A 15,083-nucleotide genomic window follows, 5' to 3' on the forward strand; every position below is an offset into this window, starting at 1 on the left:
TCTCCCTGGTCAGCGGGGGGTGATACGGGCGTCGGTGCGGACCGGCGCGTCGTCGCGTTCCGCGGCGGTGGCCGTGAGCCGGTAGCCGTCGGCCGTGTCCCAGACGCGCAGCCGCAGGGTCTCCCCCGGGTGGAACACTCCGGCGAAGCGGGTGCGGCAGCCGGCCACGGCGCTCGCGTCGGCGCCGAGGAGGCGGTCGGTGACGGCCTTGACCGCCATTCCGAAGGTGCAGAGGCCGTGCAGGACGGGCCGGTCGTAGCCCGCGCGGCGGGCGGTGATCTCCTGGCCGCCGTGCAGGACGCCCGCCAGGTCGATGTCGACGCCCGGCAGGTCGAAGACCTGGAGTCCGACGCCTCCCGTGCCGCCCGCGACCACTCCGAACGTGGGCAGCACCTGGAGCCCCCGTTCGTGTCCCTCGAAGACGTAGCGCAGCTCGCGCGGGTCGGTCTCGGGGACGCCCGCGCCGAGCGCCAGGTGGTACAGCCGCACGTCGCGCGCGTCCCAGACGACGTCCGTGCGCACGGGCTGCGCGGACGTCGCCTTCTCGACGTCGAGGGGCATCAGAACGCCCCGACGGCGTAGCGGCTGCGGAAGAACAGCAGCGGCCGGCCGTCCTCGCGGGCGTCGAGCGCTACCACCTGGGCGGTGACCAGGGAGTGGTCACCGGCCTCGTGGACGGAGTGCAGCTCGCACTCGACGTAGGCGAGGGCTCCGTCGATGCGGACGGTCCCGTGTTCGCTGACGTTCCAGGGCACGTCCGCGAACTTGTCGGCGCCGCTGCGGCCGAGCGCGGCGCAGGTGTCCCGCTGCTCCTCGGCGAGGATGTTGACGCAGAACCGGCCCGCCCGTTCGATCCTCGGCCAGCTCGTTGAGGAGTTGCCGACGGCGAGCATGACCAGCGGGGGGTCGAGGGAGAGCGAGGCGAAGGACTGGCAGGCGAAGCCGGCGGGTTCGCCTCCGTCGAGCGCCGCCACGACCGTGATGCCGCTGGCGAAGCGGCCGAGGACGTCCCGGAAGTCGGCGGGGTCGATCAGCCGTTCCACTGGTGGCCCCAGAAGCTGTCGGCGGTGATCTCCTTGGCGACCCAGGTGGCGGGGTCGACGATCAGGCCGTCCCAGCCGTACTCGACCTGGAAGCCGCCGGGGGCCTGGGCGTAGAACGACACCATGCGGTCGTTGGTGTGGCGGCCGAGGCTGGAGGCGATGGGGATGCCGGCGGCCTTGGTGCGGTCCAGGCCGCGGCCCACGTCGTCGAGGGTCTCCAGCTCCACCATGAAGTGCACGATGCCGGGCGGCAGGGCGCCGGGGTAGAGGCCGAGGCTGTGGTGGCGGCTGTTGGGGCTCAGGAAGTGCATCCAGTGGAAGTCCCGCTGCTCAGCGGCGGTCGGGACGGCCTGCGGCGGGAGCTTCATGGAGTCGCGCAGCTGGAAGCCGAGGAGGTTCTCGTAGAAGTCGAGGGCGGCCTCGATGTCCGGGACCGGGAGCACGACATGGCCGAGGCCGAGGTCGCCGGTGACGAAGCGGTTGCCGTACGGGGTGCCGAGCGGGGTGTGGTCCTGGGCCTGGCCCCAGTAGATCTCCAGCGGGTTGCCGCAGGGGTCGGTCAGGTGGATCAGGCCCTGGACGCGGCGCTCGGCGAGCTCGGCGTCGTCGGCGGCCTTGACGGCGACGCCGGCCGCCTCCAGTGCGGCGGCCGCCCCGGCGAGCGCGGCGGCGTTGGCCACCTCCCAGCCGGCCGCGAGCAGCCGGTCGCCGTCGCCGGCCTGGACGGCGATGCGGTAGGCGCGGTCGTCGACGCGCAGGAGGAGGGTGTCGTCGGTGGTGCCGGCCGCCTGCACCATGCCGAGGACGTCGAGCGCGTAGCGGCGCCACGCGTCGAGGTCGGTGGTCTCCAGGCGCAGGTATCCGAGAGCACGGATGTCCATGGTGGTGTTCCTCTTCCGTTCGTGGTGTCAGTGGGAGAAGAAGTCGAGGGCGAGTCGGTTGAACTCGTCGGCCTGCTCGGCCTGGGCCCAGTGGCCGCAGTGCGGGAAGACGTGCAGGCGGGCGTCGGGGATGGTCTTGAGGGCGACGAGCGCGCCGTCGAGGGGGTTGACGCGGTCCTCGCGTCCCCAGGTGAGGAGCACCGGCTGGGTGATCCGGTGGGCCTCGCGCCAGAGCATCGTGTCCTCGGCCCAGGCGGGGTTGGCGAACGAGGCGCCCATCCGGGCGTTGCCGAGCCTGGTGTCGGGATCGTTCGCCGAGGCCCAGCGTTCCTCGACGAGTTCGTCGGTGACGATCGACCGGTCGTAGGCCATGACGCCGAGGAAGGCGCGGAGTTGTTCCTTCGTCGGCTCCGGGGAGGCGCTGAACTCGAAGAGGCGCTTGATGCCCTCGGTCGGGTCGGGGGCGAAGAGGTTGACGGAGACGCCGCCGGGGCCCATCAGAAGGAGCTTGGCGACCTTGTCCGGGTGGTTCAGGGCGATGCGGACGGCGGTGCCGCCGCCGAGCGAGTTCCCGACGAAGTGCGCCCGCTCGATGCCCAGTTCGTCCATCAGCGCGGCGACGGCGGCGGCGCTGTAGCTGAAGTAGTCCTTGTCGAGTACGGGCTTGTCCGAGCGGCCGTAGCAGGGCTGGTCGACGAGGATCGTACGGAAGTGCTCGGCGAAGACCGGGAGGTTGCGGCCGAAGTTGCTCCAGCCGGAGGCGCCGGGGCCGCCGCCGTGCAGCATGATCACGACGGGTGCCGGGTGCGGTCCCGCGGGTCCGGCCTCGTGGAAGTGGAGGGTGAGTCCCGCCGCCTTGGCGGTGCGGGACGTCGACGCGTGGGTGAGTTCTGCCGCTGCCATCGGGGGCGCCTCTCAGGCCATGGTGTCGTGGATGTCGATGCCGAGCGCGCACTGCCCGTACATGACGAGGGCCCGCTCGGGGTCGTTGGCCGCGTGGCCGCGGCCGGTGTGGGCGTCGCGCCAGGCGCGCTGGACCGGGCCGGGGCCGGTGCGCATGGCGTTGCCGCCGGCGTTCTCCATCAGGAGGTCGACCGCCGCGACGCAGCGTTCGGTGGCGAGGACCTGGTCCCGGCGGGTACGGGTGCGGAGCTCCATCGGGAGTTCCTCGCCGCGCTGCGCGAGCGCGTACATGTCGCCGATGTTGCGGGTGATCTGCAGCCAGCTCGCGTCGATGTCGCTCGCGGCGCGGGCGATGCGGACCTGCGCGAAGGGGTCCTCGGCGACCTTCTGGCCGTAGGAGACGCGGAACCGCTGCCGGGTGGCCTCGGTGTACGAGTCGTAGGCGCCCTCGGCGATGCCGACGATCGGGGTGGTGATGGTGGTGGTGAACACGCCGGCGTACGGCAGGCGGTACAGCGGTTCCTGGTTGAGCTCGTGGCCGGGCACCTTCAGGGCGGTGACCGGTCCGAAGCTCAGGGCGCGGTGGTCGGGGACGAAGACGTCCTCGACGACGACGTCGTTGCTGCCGCTGCCGCGCAGGCCGACGGTGTCCCACACGTCGTCCACGCGGTAGTCGGAGCGGGGGATCAGGAAGGTGCGCATGTCCACCGGGTTGCCGTCGGCGTCGGGGACGAGGCACCCGAGCAGGGCCCACTGGACGTGGTCGCAGCCGGAGGAGAAGTGCCAGCGGCCGGAGAGCCGGAAGCCGCCGTCGACGGCGGTCGCCTTGCCGGTGGGGGCGTACGAGGAGGCGATACGGGTCCTGGGGTCCTCGCCCCACACCTCCTGCTGGGCGCGCGGGTCGTACAGGGCGACGTGCCAGGGGTGGACGCCGACCACGGAGGCGACCCAGCCGGTCGAGCCGCACGCCTTGGCGATCTCCTTGACCGCCGTGTAGAAGACCACCGGGTCCGCCGCCCGGCCGCCGAAGGCCTCGGGCTGGAGCAGCTGGAAGAAGCCGGTGTCCTCGATCTCCTTGATGGACGCGTCGGGCACGCGGCGCAGGGCCTCGGCCTCGGCCGCGCGCTCGCGCAGAGCGGGGGCGAGATCACGGATCGCTGCCAGGACGTCGTCGGCCATGGGGGCATCCCCTTTCGGGTCGTGGTGGGGGAAGTGCCAGGACCGTACGACGCGGTGTCGCGCGGCGAAATGCGGTGCTCCCACTGAGCGGGAAGGAGCGGCGGACGCGGCGCGGTGGAGGGGGCCGTAGGGGGCGGTGGCGGGGTCGTATACGACGGTGACGGGGTGTGGTCCACGGCAGTGGCGGTCGTGGACGGCGGCGGCGGCGGTGGAGGTCGTGGACGGCGGTGGCGGTGGCGGTGGCGGTGGCGGTGGCGGTGGCGGTCAGAGCATCGGGTCGTGGACCGCGATGCCCAGGGCGTCCTGGCCGAAGAGGACCAGCGCCCGTTCCACGTCGTTGGCCGCCTGACCGCGGCCGGTGTGCAGGTCGCGCCAGGCGCGCTGGAGGACGTCGTCGCCCCCGCGCAGGGCGCTGCCCCCGGCGTTCTCCATCAGCAGGTCCACGGCCGCGATGGCCCGTTCGGTGGCGAGCACCTGGTCGCGGCGGGCCCGTGCGCGCAGGGACGTGGACGGCTCCCGTCCGTCGCGGGCGACCGCGTACAGGTCGGCCGTGTTGCGGCTCAACTGCAGGAGGCTCGCTTCGATGTCGCTCGCGGCGCGGGCGACGCGCACCTGCGCGAAGGGGTCCTCGGCGACCCGCGGGCCGGCGGAGGCACGGAAGCTCGCCCGGGCCGCCGTGACGTACGCGTCGTACGCGCCCTCGGCAATGCCGACCATGGCGGTCGAGACCGCGGTGGTGAAGACCGCGGCGTACGGCAGCCGGTACAGCGGCTCGGGGTTGGCCTCGTGTCCCGGGGCGCGCAGCGCGGTCACCGGGCCGAAGCCGAGGGTCCGGTGGTCGGGGACGAAGGCGTCCTCGACCACGATGTCGTTGCTGCCGCTGCCGCGCAGGCCGACCGGGTCCCAGACGTCGTCGACGCGGTAGTCGGCGCACGGCACCAGGAAGGTCCGCATGTCGACCGGCCGTCCCTCGGCGTCGGTGACGAGACCGCCGAGGAGAGCCCATCGGGCGTGGTCGCAGCCTGCCGAGAGGTGCCAGCGGCCGGACAGCCGGAAGCCGCCGTCGACCGGGGTGACCTGGCCGGTGGGGGCGTGGGAGGAGCAGACGCGGGTGGTGGGGTCCGCGCCCCACACGTCGTCCTGGGCCTGCGGGTCGAAGAGGGCCACGTGCCAGGGGTGGACGCCGAGGACGGCCGCGGCCCAGCCCGTCGAGCCGCAGGCCCGGGCGATCGCCCGCAGCGCGGCGTAGAAGACGTCCGGGCCGGTGGCGAGGCCGCCGAAGGCCCGGGGCTGGAGGAGCCGGAAGAAGCCGGCCCGGGCGAGCTCCTCGATCGTGGAGTCGGGCACGCGGCGCAGGGCCTCGGTGTCGGCGGCGCGCTCGCGCAGGGCGGGGGCGAGGGCGCGGACCGCCGCGAGAACGTCGTCGTCGCGCATGTGCGTGCCTCTCGGATCCTGAGACCGCCGTGGGGCGACGGAATGACGCTAGGGAAACTACGCGTTACTGTTCCGAGACGGAACACCCTCTTCCCAGTCACCGGAATCCTCTGGCAATCTCCACGCAATACCGGAGATTACGGACGCGGCCAGGGCTGTCTGCCGTCCGTGTGGGAGGTGCCGATGACGACGCCCGCGGTCGAGGCCGAATGTCCGCCGCTGTCCCTGCTGGAGAAGGCGGCGAAGGTGCTGAGCGCCTTCCAGAGCGCGGGGCCCCGACTCACTCTGACCGAGGTCGTGCAGCGTTCCGGCATCCGCCGGTCCTCCGCGCACCGCATTCTCGATCAGCTGGTGCAGCTGCGCTGGCTGGAGCGCGAGGGCCGGGACTACCGGCTCGGCATGGGCATGTTGGAGCTCGGTGCGATGGCCTGGCACCACAACCGGCTGCGCCGGGCGGCGCTGCCCCATCTGCACGCCCTGCACGAGTCCACGGGCCATCTGGTCCACCTCACGGTGCTCGACGGCGCCGAGGTGGTCTATCTGGAGCGGATCGGCGGGTCCGACGACTCCGGCGTGCCGTCGCGGACGGGCGGGCGCCAGCCGGCGTACTGCACGGCGTCGGGCAAGGCGATCCTGGCCTTCAGCGACCCCGCCGTGACGGAGCAGGTGATCCGGCACGGGCTGCGGCCGCGCACGCCGCGCACGATCACCCGCCCCGAGTCCTTCCGCGGCGAGCTGGCGATGGCGCGGGAGCGCGGGGTGGCGTTCGACCACGAGGAGGGGTTCCGGGGGGTCTTCTGCGTGGCGGCGCCGCTGCGCGGTGCGGGCCGGGCGATCGCCGCGATCTCGGTGTCCGGCAACGGCGTCCACCGCGAGCTGGAACGCATCGCGCCCGCCGTGCGCGGCTGCGCCCGATCCGTGTGGCACGCGATGTTCGGTCCGGGGCGCCTCACGGAGAAGCAGCCGCAGCCGGCCGGGGCGGTGGCCGCTCCCGACTTCCCGCAGCCGTCGATGGACAACATGATGACCTGGCTGCGTTTCAGCGAGTGGATGTGACGACGACGTCCCCGGCGGACACCTGTGGGTGTCCGCCGGGGACGTCGTCGGGACGAAGGAGTGTCAGGAGTAGGTGATCGCGACCCTGTCGGTGAGCGGCAGGGCCTGGCAGGCCAGGACGTATCCCTCGGCCACGTCCGCGTCGTCCAGGACGTCGTTGCGGAGCATCTTCACCTCGCCCCCCACGACCCGGCAGGTGCAGGCGCTGCACGCGCCCTCCCGGCACGAGTACGGGGCGTCCACGCCCGCCGCGAGGAGCGCGTCGAGCAGCGGCGTGGCCGGGGGCCAGGCAAGGGTGCGGGTCTCGCCGTCGAGCTCCACCTCCACCTCCGCCTCTACCTTCACCTCCGTCTCCGCCGTGCTGCCGCCGTCGTCCGCCGTACTGCCGCCGTCCGGCTGGGCAGGGGCGTCGAAGACGTGTCCGCCCAGGGAGAAGAAGCGTTCCCGGTGGATGCGGTGGCCCGGCGTGCCGACCGCGCGCAGCGCCTGCTCGACGGCGTCCATGAGCGGTTCCGGGCCGCAGACGAAGGCCTCGCGGTCGGCGTACGGCGCCAGCGCGGCGGCCAGCCGGTCCGCTCGGGGCAGGCCCTGGAGCGATTCCAGCCAGTGGACGACGAGGAACCGGTCGGGGTGGTGCGCGGTCAGTTCGCGCAGTTCGTCGCGGAAGATGACCGAGGACTCGTCGCGGTTGGCGTACAGGAGCACGACCCGGCCCTGCCCTTCGGCGAGGGCCGACTTGGCGATGGAGAGCACCGGGGTGATGCCGCTCCCGCCGGCGGCGAGGAGGAGGTCGTGGTCGAGGGAGTCGGGGGTGAAGGTGCCGGCCGGGGGCAGCACCTCCAGCTCGTCCCCCGCCGTCAGGTGGTCGCACACCCAGTTGGAGCCGTGCCCGCCGGCCACCCGTTTGACGGTGATCTTCAGGGGCTCGCCGGTGTGGGGCGAGCCGGCGAGGGAGTAGCAGCGGGCGGCCGGCTTCCCGTCCGCCCCCGGCAGCTTGACGGTGAGGAACTGCCCGGGGCGGTACGTGAAGCGGTCGGCGCTCTCCGGCGGCGGCTGGAGCACCAGGGAGTGCGCGTCGGCGGTCTCGGCGATCACCTGGACGACGCGCAGCCGGTGGGTGCGCGCCGTCCCCGTGGTCCTGTCAGGCATCGGCGACCTCCAGGGTTCCGTCCGCCACCGCGCGGTCGATGCTGGACCGCAGCGCCCGGCAGGTCCGTATCCGGGCGCTGGTCGCGCCCTCGCTCACCCGGTCGCGGAACTCCGCGCAGACGACGGCCGCGTCGGCGGTCCACTGCACGGAGGTGTGGGCCCGGCTGAACTTCTCGCACAGGACCCGGTTGCCGCAGGTCGCGCACTCCACCGGTCGCACGTCAGGCTCCGGTCCCCGGCGCCGCCGCGCGGCGGGCCAGGTTCTCCTCGACCTCCGCGTGCCAGGCCTTGTTGGCGCGCTGGGTGTCGATCTCGAACTCGAAGCGGCGGGTCATCTCGTCCTGGACGTCGGCGACGTCGACGTAGAACTGCTCGTACCACCGGCGCAGTTGGTAGACCGGGCCGTCCTCCTCGGTGAGCAGGGGGTTGTCGATCCGGGTCTTGTTCTTCCAGATCTCCACGTCCTGTTCGAAGCCGACGGCCGTTCCCTCGGCGGCGAGCCGTGCGGCCTCGTCGGCCTGTTCCCCGGTCATCCCGGGGAGCCGCTTGACGATCGCCCCGTACTGGAGCAGGAAGCTGTTCGCGTCGATGGGGTAGTGGCAGTTGATGAGGACGACCTCCATCTCGACGCCGCCGCCGACGTCGCTGTAGAGGTGGTCGATCATGTAGGAGGGGCCGTAGTAGGAGGCGTCGGAGCGCAGGCGGCCGGCGCTGAGGGTGCCCAGTTCCATGTCGCCGCGGGGGCTGCTCTCCATGTACTGGGTGGCGACGTGCCCCTCGAAGACGTTCTTGAAGTACTCAGGGAAGGCGTAGTGGACGTAGTAGAAGTGCGCCATGTCCACGACGTTGTCGACGATCTCGCGGCAGTTGGAGCCCTCGACCCGGAGGGTCTTCCAGGTCCAGTCGCTCCACTGGTCCGCGTCGGGTCCGTGGATGCCGGCGATCTCGGGGACGGTGACCTCGGGCGGCGGGGGGTTGCCCTCGGGGTCGTGCCAGACGAAGAGCTGCTTGTTCCGCTCCAGCGCGGTCCAGGAACGGGTCCTGGCGCGGGGCGGGACGCGGCGGGCGTACGGGATGCCGGCGCAGCGGCCGTTGCCGGCCCAGCGCCAGTCGTGGAAGGGGCAGGCGACGGCGTCGCCCTTGACGGTGCCGTGGGCGAGGTTGCCGCCCATGTGCGGGCAGTAGGCGTTCAGGACGTGCAGCTGTCCGTCGTCCTCGCCCTGGAAGACCACCAGCTTGGTGCCGAAGGCCTCGATCTCGTGCGGGTTTCCGTCCTTGAAGTCTTCGGCGAGGCCGAGACAGTGCCAGCCCCTGGCGAAGCGCGCCGGCGGCCTGCCCGCCTCGATGACCCTGACCTCGTCGTGGAGAGCAGTCATCTCGTTGTCCCTTCGTGTGTGGAGGTTCAGTTCCGCGCGGCGAGTTCCACGGCGATGTCGATGAGCTGGTCCTCCTGGCCGCCCACGAGGCGGCGTTCGCCCGCGCGCAGGAGGATCTCGGCACCGGAGACGCCGTAGCGCTCGGCCTGCCGGTAGGCGTGCTTGAGGAAGCTGGAGTAGACCCCGGCGTGGCCCATGAGCAGGGCGAGCCGGTCGAGTCGGCACTCCTCGTCCATGACCGGGCGGACGACGTCCTCCGCCGCGTCGATGATCTTCAGGACGTCGATGCCGGTGCGGATGCCCATCTTGGCGCAGACGGCGACGAGCGCCTCGACCGCGGTGTTGCCCGCGCCCGCGCCGAGCCGGCGGGTGGAACCGTCGATCTGCAGCGCTCCGGCCTTGATCGCGGCGATGGAGTTCCCGGTGCCGAGGGCCAGGTTCTCGTGTCCGTGGAAGCCGACCTGGGCGTCGTCGCCGAGTTCGGCGACGAGGGCCTCGACGCGGGCGGTGACGTCGTCCATGACCATGGCGCCGGCCGAGTCGACGACGTACACGCACTGGCAGCCCGCGTCGGCCATGATCCGGGCCTGCCGCGCCAGGTTCTCGGGCGGTGTCGAGTGGGCCATCATCAGGAAGCCGACGGTCTCCAGGCCCCGCTCGCGGGCGAGTCCGAAGTGCTGGACCGCGATGTCGGCCTCGGTGCAGTGGGTGGCGATGCGGCAGATGCTCGCGCCGTTGTCGTGGGCGGCCCGGATGTCGTCCTTGACGCCGAGTCCGGGGAGCATGAGGAAGGCGATCCTCGCCTGCCGCGCGGTCTCCACCGCGATCGAGATGAGTTCCTGTTCGGGCGTCTTCGAGAAGCCGTAGTTGAAGGAGGATCCGCCGAGTCCGTCGCCGTGGGTCACCTCGATGACCGGGACGCCGGCGTCGTCGAGGGCGGCGACGACGGAGCGTACGTCCTCGCCGGTGAACTGGTGCCGCTTGGCGTGCGAGCCGTCGCGCAGCGAGGAGTCGGTGACGCGGATGTCGAGGGTGTCCGAGTAGGGCATGCGGTGGGCTCCTTACGCGAAAGGGGGTGCCTTGTCGATCAGGCCGGATCAGGGAGCGGCGTCTGGTGTCGTGCATCGCAAGGCGGAGGAGGGAGTCGACGCGGTGGGGGTACCTCCCGTGCCCGAAGGGCTACGGGGGACGTCGGCGAGTGACGACAATGCCGCGAGGCGCGGCACCAGACGCCGCGAGCCCGGCCTGATCGGCAAGGCACCCCCTAGGTCGTGTCCGGAAAGTAGCGCCGTCTGCCCGGAGGGCAGGAGCCGCGGCGTCTGGTGCGTGCGATCGCAAGGCGCCGGGATGCCCTCGTAGCGGTGGGGGTACCTCCCGTGCCCGGAGGGCCACGGGGGACTACGTGGGCATTTCGGCAACGCGGCGAGCGTGCGTGCCAGGCGTCGCGACTCAGGCGGGACTTTCCGGACACGGCCTAGGCGCGAGGAGCGCCTTGGCGAACTCCTCGCCGACCCTGGTGGCGGCGGCGGTCATGATGTCGAGGTTTCCGGCGTAGGGCGGCAGGTAGTCGCCCGCGCCCTCGACCTCCAGGAAGATCGCGACGCGCGCCATGCCGCCGTTCTCGGGGCTCGGGTCGTCGAACTGCGGCTCGGTGCGCAGGCGGTAGCCGGGGACGTAGGCCGCGACCTGCTCGGCGATCTCCTTGACGGAGACGGCGATGGCGTCCCGGTCGGCGTCCTCGGGGATCGCGCAGAAGACGGTGTCCCGCATGATGACGGGGGGCTCGGCGGGGTTGAGGATGATGATCGCCTTGCCGCGCGCGGCGCCGCCGATCGTCTCGATGCCGCGCGAGGTGGTACGGGTGAACTCGTCGATGTTCGCGCGGGTTCCGGGTCCGGCCGACACGGAGGCCACCGAGGCGACGATCTCCGCGTACGGCACGGGGACGACACGGGAGACGGCGTACACCATGGGGATGGTGGCCTGTCCGCCGCAGGTGATCATGTTGACGTTGGGCTTGTCGAGGTGCTCGCGGAGGTTGGCGGGCGGGACGACGGCGGGGCCGACGGCGGCCGGCGTCAGGTCGACCGCCTTGATGCCGAGCTCGGCGTAGCGCGGGGCGTTGGCCCGGTGGACGTAGGCGCTGGTGGCCTCGAAGACGATGTCGGGCTTCTCGTCCTGGGCGAGGAGCCAGTCGACGCCCTCGTGACTGGCTTCCAGGCCGGCGCGGCGGGCGCGGGCGAGGCCTTCGCTGTCGGGGTCGACGCCGATCATCCAGCGGGGTTCGACGTGTGCGGAGCGGAGCAGCTTGTAGAGCAGGTCGGTGCCGATGTTGCCGGATCCGACGATCGCCGCGGTCGCTTGGGTCCTGGTGTTGATGATCATCACCTCAGATGAAGGGCAGGGAGACCGAGCCAAGACCGGTGAACTCGGCGGTGAAGGTCGCTCCGGGCGTCACGTCGACGGCCCGGGTGCAGGAGCCCGGCAGCACCACGTGTCCCTTCTTCAGGGACACCCCGAAGCGGGCCACCGTCCGGGCCAGCCAGGCGACGGAGAGGGTCGGGTCGCCGAGCACGGCGTCGCTGCGTCCCTCGGCCAGCAACTCGCCGCCGCCGGTCAGCCGCGCGTCGATCGCCTTCAGGTCGAGCTCGCGGGGGTCGCGACCCTCGCCGATGACGTATCCGGCGGAGGAGGCGTTGTCCGCGATGGTGTCGGCGATGGTGATCCGCCAGTCGCGGATCCTGCTGTCGATCAGTTCCAGGGCGGGCACGACGCGTTCGGTCGCGGCGAGCACGTCCGCGGCGGTGCACGTCTCGCCCGGGAGGTCGTCGCCGAGGACGAAGCCGACCTCGACCTCGACGCGCGGGTGACAGTAGCGGGAGACGGGGACCGGGACGTCGGGGTGCAGCTCCATGTCGTGGAGCAGATGGCCGTAGTCCGGTTCGTCGACGCCCATCATCCGCTGCATGACGGGGGACGACAGGCCGACCTTGTGGCCGCGCACCTCGGCACCCGCCGCGAGGCGGTGCCGGATGTTGACGAGCTGGATCTCGTACGCGTCCTCGGTGTCGATGCCGGGGAAGGCCGAGGTCAGCGGGGCGATCGGCGTGACGCCGTGTTCGGCGGAGCGCAGCAGCTCGGCCGCCTCGTGTCTCTGGCGGTCCGTGAGCATGGCGGGTCCCTCCTGCGGGCGGTTGGGGCTGTCCGGCGAGGCTAGGCGGGTCCCGATGACGGCGGGGAGCGCGATTTCCCGGTGAGCGGGAAAGGCCCCCGGAGCAGCTGAACGCCCTGCGGAGCGCGCCGCGTGACGCCCTGCGGAGCGCGCCGCGTGACGCCCTGCGGAACGCACTGTGCAACGCGCCACGTGACGCCCTGCGGAACGCTCTACGGAACGCACTGCGGGGCGGGCCGGCGGCGATCGGCCGCGAGCCCGCCCCGCAGGGTCGGAGGTCGGTCAGCGTGCTCCGTACACGGGCTGCGGGGGTTCCGCGTCCGCGAGGAGCTTCAGGGCCGTGTCGCCCGCCTCCGACGGGGTCCAGCGTGCACCCTTGTCGGCCGTCGGCCCGGGCCGCCAGCCCTCCATGACGGTGATCCGGCCCGCCTCCGCCTCGAAGACCCGTCCCGTCACCCCGGCCGAGGCGGCGGAGCCCAGCCAGACGACGAGGGGGGAGACGTTCTCCGGAGCCATCGCGTCGAAGGCGTCGCCCTCGGGGGCGGCCATCGTCTCGGCGAAGGTCTGCTCGGTCATGCGGGTGCGGGCGGCGGGGGCGATCGCGTTGACCTGAACGCCGTAGCGGCCGGACTCGGCGGCGGCGACGAGGGTGAGGCCGATGATTCCGGCCTTGGCGGCGGCGTAGTTGCCCTGGCCCACGCTGCCGAGGAGCCCGGCTCCGGAGCTGGTGTTGATCACCCGCGCCTCGGGCGTCCGGCCGGCCTTGGCCTCGGCGCGCCAGTGCGCGGTGGCGTACTTCAGCGGCAGGAAGTGGCCTTTGAGGTGGACGCGCATGACGGCGTCCCAGGCGTCCTCGTCGAGGTTGACCAACATGCGGTCGCGCAGGAATCCGGCGTTGTTGACGAGGGTGTCGAGGCGGCCGAAGGCCTCAAGGGCGGTGGCGACCAGCGAGGCCGCGCCGTCGGCGGTGGCGATGTCACCGCCGTGCGCGACGGCCTCCCCGCCCGCCGCGGTGATCTCGTCGACGACCTGCTGGGCGGGGCCCCCGCCCCCTCCGCTGCCGTCCGCGGCGACTCCGAGGTCGTTGACGACGACCCGGGCGCCCTCGGCGGCGAAGGCGAGCGCGTGCGCGCGGCCGAGGCCGCGACCCGCCCCGGTGACGATGACGACGCGTCCGCTGCAGAGTCCTGTCATGGTGTGTTCCTTCGGTTGACGGTGGCGGCGTCGAGGAAGCCGGGGCGTTCCCCGCCGCCGTGGACGTGGAGGCTGGCACCGCTGATGTAGGCGGCGCGGTCGGAGGCGAGGAAGACACAGGCGTCGCCGATGTCGGCGGGCTCGGCGAGCCTGCCGAGGGGTACGGTGCGGCCGACGGCGGCGACGCCCTCCTCGTCCCCGTAGTGCAGGTGGGAGAGTTCGGTGCGCACCATGCCGAGGACGACCGTGTTGACCCGCACCCGGGGCGCCCATTCCACGGCCATGGAGCGGGCGAGGTTGTCCAGGCCCGCCTTCGCGGCTCCGTAGGCCGCGCTGCCGGGTGACGGGCGGGTGCCGCTGACGCTGCCGATCATGATGATCGCCCCTCCCCCGGTCTGGTGGCGCATCACCTCGTACGCGGCGAGGGAGGCGGTCAGCGGGGCGACGAGGTTCAGTTCGACGACCCGGGCCTGTCGCTCGGCTCCGCCGTCGTCGAGCATCCGGAACGGGGTTCCGCCGGCGTTGTTGACCAGGGTGTCGAGCCGTCCGTGGTCGTCGCGCACCCGGTCGAAGAAGCCGCGGACCGCGTCCGGGTCGCGCAGGTCGACGGGGAGGAAGCGGGCCGTGCGTCCCGCCGCCTCGACGGGCTCGTCGGGAGGCCGGCGCGCGCAGGTGACGACCTCCGCGCCGGCTTCCAGCAGGGCGCGGGTGATTCCCGCGCCGACACCCCGTGTTCCGCCGGTGACGACGGCGACGGATCCCGACAGATCGATGATCGCTGTCAATGGGCACCTCCCGCAGCGCGCGAACCGCTGCTATCTTCCACCTAACAAACGTTAGGTGGAAAGGTAGCTGATCTGCTCATGGGTGTCTCCACCTCCGCCCCGGAAGAGGGCATCGCCGTCGTCACCGTGGACTTCCCCCCGGTCAACGCCCTCCCCGTACAGGGCTGGTACGACCTGGCCGCCGCGGTACGCGCCGCCGGCGCCGACCCCAAGGTGCGCTGCGTGGTCCTGGCCGCCGGGGGCCGCGGTTTCAACGCCGGCGTCGACATCAAGGAAATCCAGCGCACGACCGGGCACGACGCCCTCCTCGGCGCCAACCGCGGCTGTTACGAGGCGTTCGGCGCGGTCTACGACTGCGAGGTGCCGGTGGTCGCCGCCGTGCACGGCTTCTGCCTGGGCGGCGGGATCGGCCTGGCCGGCAACGCCGACGTCGTCGTCGCCTCCGACGACGCGACCTTCGGTCTGCCCGAGCTGGACCGGGGCGCGCTGGGCGCGGCCACCCACCTCTCGCGGCTGGTCCCCCAGCATCTGATGCGGGCCCTGTACTACACCTCCCGCACCGTCACCGCCCAGGAGCTGCACGGGCACGGCTCGGTGTGGCGGGTCATCCCGCGCGAAGGGCTGCGGGAGGCGGCCCTCGAGGTGGCCCGGGAGATCGCGGCCAAGGACGGTCAGCTGATCCGGCTCGCCAAGGCCGCGATCAACGGCATCGACCCGGTGGACGTCCACCGCAGCTACCGCTTCGAGCAGGGCTTCACCTTCGAGGCCAATCTCAGCGGTGTCGCCGACCGGGTCCGGGACACCTTCGGCGCGGGGAAGCCGAGCACGCGGGAGGAGACGGACAAGCCGAACGAGGCGAACGAAGCGAACAAGTCCGACGAGACGATCGAGGAGGAGCAGTCGTGAGCAGG

General features: G+C 72.3%; 16 protein-coding genes. 2 read left to right on the forward strand and 14 right to left on the reverse strand.

Going from position 1 to position 15,083, the window contains the following annotated elements; all coding sequences use genetic code 11:
- Nucleotides 1-9: 9 nt before the first annotated feature.
- The 6 genes from ACZ6K0_RS09210 to hsaA (ACZ6K0_RS09235) form a co-directional block, all read right to left on the reverse strand.
- On the reverse strand, nt 10-561 hold the full coding sequence (locus ACZ6K0_RS09210) for a MaoC/PaaZ C-terminal domain-containing protein (RefSeq protein ID WP_469234171.1): 552 nt from the start codon (nt 559-561) through the stop codon (nt 10-12).
- Nucleotides 561-1,043, reverse strand: coding sequence for a flavin reductase family protein (locus ACZ6K0_RS09215; protein ID WP_376406307.1), 483 nt, complete (start codon nt 1,041-1,043; stop codon nt 561-563). Before ACZ6K0_RS09215 ends, ACZ6K0_RS09210 begins: the two co-directional genes overlap by 1 nt.
- The gene (locus ACZ6K0_RS09220; protein ID WP_376406309.1) at nt 1,031-1,924 is read right to left on the reverse strand and encodes a VOC family protein; all 894 of its coding nucleotides are present in this window, start codon (nt 1,922-1,924) and stop codon (nt 1,031-1,033) included. The genes ACZ6K0_RS09215 and ACZ6K0_RS09220 overlap by 13 nt, the downstream gene beginning before the upstream one ends.
- 27 nt (nt 1,925-1,951) lie before the next feature.
- Nucleotides 1,952-2,827 carry a 4,5:9,10-diseco-3-hydroxy-5,9,17-trioxoandrosta-1(10),2-diene-4-oate hydrolase gene (gene hsaD / locus ACZ6K0_RS09225; RefSeq protein WP_376406311.1) on the reverse strand — a complete coding sequence of 292 codons (876 nt, stop codon included), beginning with the start codon at nt 2,825-2,827 and terminating at the stop codon, nt 1,952-1,954.
- A 12-nt stretch (nt 2,828-2,839) separates the two neighbouring features.
- Nucleotides 2,840-4,006, reverse strand: a complete 1,167-nt coding sequence (hsaA, locus tag ACZ6K0_RS09230; RefSeq protein ID WP_469234168.1) for a 3-hydroxy-9,10-secoandrosta-1,3,5(10)-triene-9,17-dione monooxygenase oxygenase subunit — start codon at nt 4,004-4,006, stop codon at nt 2,840-2,842.
- A 264-nt stretch (nt 4,007-4,270) separates the two neighbouring features.
- A complete protein-coding gene (gene hsaA, locus ACZ6K0_RS09235) occupies nt 4,271-5,440 on the reverse strand; it encodes a 3-hydroxy-9,10-secoandrosta-1,3,5(10)-triene-9,17-dione monooxygenase oxygenase subunit (RefSeq protein WP_469234166.1) in 1,170 nt (389 codons plus the stop codon).
- Between the two features lie 183 nt (nt 5,441-5,623).
- Between hsaA (ACZ6K0_RS09235) and ACZ6K0_RS09240 the strand changes: the two genes are divergently transcribed.
- Nucleotides 5,624-6,496 carry an IclR family transcriptional regulator gene (locus ACZ6K0_RS09240; RefSeq protein WP_469234164.1) on the forward strand — a complete coding sequence of 291 codons (873 nt, stop codon included), beginning with the start codon at nt 5,624-5,626 and terminating at the stop codon, nt 6,494-6,496.
- Nucleotides 6,497-6,559: 63 nt separating this feature from the next.
- Here the strand turns inward: ACZ6K0_RS09240 and ACZ6K0_RS09245 are convergent, their stop codons facing one another.
- The 8 genes from ACZ6K0_RS09245 to ACZ6K0_RS09280 all read right to left on the reverse strand — a co-directional run bounded on the left by ACZ6K0_RS09245 (nt 6,560) and on the right by ACZ6K0_RS09280 (nt 14,172).
- A complete protein-coding gene (locus ACZ6K0_RS09245) occupies nt 6,560-7,645 on the reverse strand; it encodes a 2Fe-2S iron-sulfur cluster-binding protein (protein WP_469234162.1) in 1,086 nt (361 codons plus the stop codon).
- Nucleotides 7,638-7,865, reverse strand: a complete 228-nt coding sequence (locus tag ACZ6K0_RS09250; protein WP_469234160.1) for a ferredoxin — start codon at nt 7,863-7,865, stop codon at nt 7,638-7,640. The genes ACZ6K0_RS09245 and ACZ6K0_RS09250 overlap by 8 nt, the downstream gene beginning before the upstream one ends.
- A 1-nt stretch (nt 7,866) precedes the next feature.
- Nucleotides 7,867-9,021 carry a Rieske 2Fe-2S domain-containing protein gene (locus ACZ6K0_RS09255; RefSeq protein WP_469234158.1) on the reverse strand — a complete coding sequence of 385 codons (1,155 nt, stop codon included), beginning with the start codon at nt 9,019-9,021 and terminating at the stop codon, nt 7,867-7,869.
- A 26-nt stretch (nt 9,022-9,047) separates the two neighbouring features.
- Nucleotides 9,048-10,070 carry a 4-hydroxy-2-oxovalerate aldolase gene (gene dmpG, locus ACZ6K0_RS09260; protein WP_376406326.1) on the reverse strand — a complete coding sequence of 341 codons (1,023 nt, stop codon included), beginning with the start codon at nt 10,068-10,070 and terminating at the stop codon, nt 9,048-9,050.
- A gap of 400 nt (nt 10,071-10,470) precedes the next feature.
- On the reverse strand, nt 10,471-11,406 hold the full coding sequence (locus ACZ6K0_RS09265) for an acetaldehyde dehydrogenase (acetylating) (RefSeq protein ID WP_376406328.1): 936 nt from the start codon (nt 11,404-11,406) through the stop codon (nt 10,471-10,473).
- 4 nt (nt 11,407-11,410) lie between these two features.
- Nucleotides 11,411-12,193, reverse strand: a complete 783-nt coding sequence (locus tag ACZ6K0_RS09270; RefSeq protein WP_469234156.1) for a 2-keto-4-pentenoate hydratase — start codon at nt 12,191-12,193, stop codon at nt 11,411-11,413.
- A gap of 282 nt (nt 12,194-12,475) precedes the next feature.
- Entirely contained in the window at nt 12,476-13,387 is a 912-nt protein-coding gene (locus ACZ6K0_RS09275) for an SDR family oxidoreductase (protein ID WP_376406332.1), read from the reverse strand.
- On the reverse strand, nt 13,384-14,172 hold the full coding sequence (locus ACZ6K0_RS09280; protein WP_376406334.1) for an SDR family oxidoreductase: 789 nt from the start codon (nt 14,170-14,172) through the stop codon (nt 13,384-13,386). The genes ACZ6K0_RS09275 and ACZ6K0_RS09280 overlap by 4 nt, the downstream gene beginning before the upstream one ends.
- A gap of 78 nt (nt 14,173-14,250) precedes the next feature.
- Here ACZ6K0_RS09280 and ACZ6K0_RS09285 point away from each other — a divergent pair, with 78 nt between their 5' ends.
- Nucleotides 14,251-15,078, forward strand: a complete 828-nt coding sequence (locus ACZ6K0_RS09285) for an enoyl-CoA hydratase family protein (RefSeq protein ID WP_469234154.1) — start codon at nt 14,251-14,253, stop codon at nt 15,076-15,078.
- The last annotated feature ends 5 nt before the right edge of the window (nt 15,079-15,083 follow it).

The sequence above is a fragment of the Streptomyces sp. NPDC042346 genome, from assembly GCF_055581845.1.

Coding starts and splice junctions, on each gene's coding strand:
- ACZ6K0_RS09270 (WP_469234156.1), bottom strand. CDS start 12,193: ATGCTCACGGACCGCCAGAGACACGAGGCGGCCGAGCTGCTGCGCTCC.
- ACZ6K0_RS09285 (WP_469234154.1), top strand. CDS start 14,251: ATGGGTGTCTCCACCTCCGCCCCGGAAGAGGGCATCGCCGTCGTCACC.
- ACZ6K0_RS09265 (WP_376406328.1), bottom strand. CDS start 11,406: ATGATCATCAACACCAGGACCCAAGCGACCGCGGCGATCGTCGGATCC.
- hsaD (WP_376406311.1), bottom strand. CDS start 2,827: ATGGCAGCGGCAGAACTCACCCACGCGTCGACGTCCCGCACCGCCAAG.
- dmpG (WP_376406326.1), bottom strand. CDS start 10,070: ATGCCCTACTCGGACACCCTCGACATCCGCGTCACCGACTCCTCGCTG.
- ACZ6K0_RS09275 (WP_376406332.1), bottom strand. CDS start 13,387: ATGACAGGACTCTGCAGCGGACGCGTCGTCATCGTCACCGGGGCGGGT.
- ACZ6K0_RS09220 (WP_376406309.1), bottom strand. CDS start 1,924: ATGGACATCCGTGCTCTCGGATACCTGCGCCTGGAGACCACCGACCTC.
- ACZ6K0_RS09255 (WP_469234158.1), bottom strand. CDS start 9,021: ATGACTGCTCTCCACGACGAGGTCAGGGTCATCGAGGCGGGCAGGCCG.
- hsaA (WP_469234168.1), bottom strand. CDS start 4,006: ATGGCCGACGACGTCCTGGCAGCGATCCGTGATCTCGCCCCCGCTCTG.
- hsaA (WP_469234166.1), bottom strand. CDS start 5,440: ATGCGCGACGACGACGTTCTCGCGGCGGTCCGCGCCCTCGCCCCCGCC.
- ACZ6K0_RS09240 (WP_469234164.1), top strand. CDS start 5,624: ATGACGACGCCCGCGGTCGAGGCCGAATGTCCGCCGCTGTCCCTGCTG.
- ACZ6K0_RS09245 (WP_469234162.1), bottom strand. CDS start 7,645: ATGCCTGACAGGACCACGGGGACGGCGCGCACCCACCGGCTGCGCGTC.
- ACZ6K0_RS09210 (WP_469234171.1), bottom strand. CDS start 561: ATGCCCCTCGACGTCGAGAAGGCGACGTCCGCGCAGCCCGTGCGCACG.